General features: G+C 46.1%; 1 protein-coding gene. It reads left to right on the top strand.

Going from position 1 to position 1532, the window contains the following annotated elements:
- The first annotated feature begins 155 nt into the window (after positions 1 to 155).
- A complete protein-coding gene (locus tag OSCI_RS13230) occupies positions 156 to 1421 on the top strand; it encodes a glycosyltransferase family 4 protein (RefSeq protein WP_007355477.1) in 1266 nt (421 codons plus the stop codon).
- Positions 1422 to 1532 lie beyond the last annotated feature (111 nt).

Below are 1532 nucleotides of genomic sequence, written 5' to 3'. Positions count from 1 at the left end.
TAACCGCCAGCAGGTGTACCTCATCTACCGCAGAAATGCTATATAGATTCAACAGCCTCTAGAGAAAACAGGAAGCAGGGTAAGTCCACAATAATTAACTGGGTGCATCTGTCTCCGTTGATTAGGCAGGAAACATTTGCTTCAAACTTAAAATTATGCGTATTTTGATCTATTCCTATAACTACTACCCAGAACCCATAGGCATTGCTCCCTTGATGACAGAACTAGCAGAGGGTTTAGTCAAGCGAGGCCATCAAGTTCGGGTAGTCACAGGTATGCCCAACTATCCGCAGCGCCGGATTTATGAACAATATCAAGGCAAGTGCTACCTGACCGAAGAGAGAAACGGTGTCAAAATTCAGCGTAGCTACGTGCGGATCAACGGCCCCCATCCCACCTTGCTAGATAGACTCTTACTCGACGGTAGCTTTGTGGCTTCCAGTTTCTTCCAAGCTTTCAACGGTTGGCGACCTGATGTCATTTTCTCAACTGTACCCCCTTTGCCGATTTGCGTCCCAGTTGCCATTTACGGAGGGTTTCGCGCCTGTCCCATCATTCTCAATGTTCAGGATATCGTTTCCGAAGCAGCCGTGCGTGTTGGTCTGGTGAAAAAAGATAGCTTGCTGATTCGGATCGCCGACACTTTGGAAAAATTTGCTTATCGCACAGCTACTCAGATTAGCGTAATCGCTGATGGATTTGTTGAAAAATTACTTTCTCAGGGAGTAGCTCCTAATAAAATTGTTTGTATCCCTAATTGGGTTGATGTCAATTTCATCGGGCCTTTACCCAAAGAAAATAACCCCTTCCGGGAATCTCACCAACTCACAGGCAAATTTGTTGTGCTTTACTGCGGCAATATTGCTCTGACTCAAGGTTTGCAAACAGTCGTTAAGGCCGCAGCTCGTTTAAAACATATCCCTGAAATTGCTTTTGTAATTGTGGGAGAACCGACAGCATTAGGGGAATTACAGAAGGACTGCGATACTTATAAAGCTCCTAATGTTTTGCTCTTACCCTTTGAGCCGCGAGAAAAATTACCCCAGATGTTAGCGGCTGCTGATGTTAGTTTGGTAGTGCAAAAGCTGCGCGTTACTAATTTTAATATGCCCTCGAAAATCCAAGTAATTCTGGCTTCTGGCCGGGCAATTGTGGCCTCGGTGCCAGAAACAGGTACGGCAAATAAAGCAGTCTTGGAGAGTGGTGGTGGTGTTGTAGTGCCTCCTGAAGACCCCCAGGCCTTAGCAGAGGCGATTCAAGAGTTATATCTTCATCCCGCTCAGGTGGAAGCTTTGGGTCAGCAAGGTAGAAAGTATGCCGTCGAGCACTATGGGTTTGAGGAAGCTTTGAATCAGTATGAGGCTCTATTCTCGGCCGTTGTAGCCCGTAGTACCCCAATCTTCGAGCCCTTGCCCAAATAGGGATGAGAAGGCAAAATATAGCAACCGCTAATAGCTAATAGCTAATTGCTAATGGCTAATTGCCAATTGCTCCTGGCTAATAGCTAATGGCTCATAGCTCATGGCTACCTT

It is taken from the genome of Kamptonema sp. PCC 6506, from assembly GCF_000180455.1.
Lineage (GTDB): Bacteria > Cyanobacteriota > Cyanobacteriia > Cyanobacteriales > Microcoleaceae > Kamptonema > Kamptonema formosum.
Note: the sequence above shows the minus strand (reverse complement) of the source record. Positions and strands in the feature narration are given on the sequence as shown.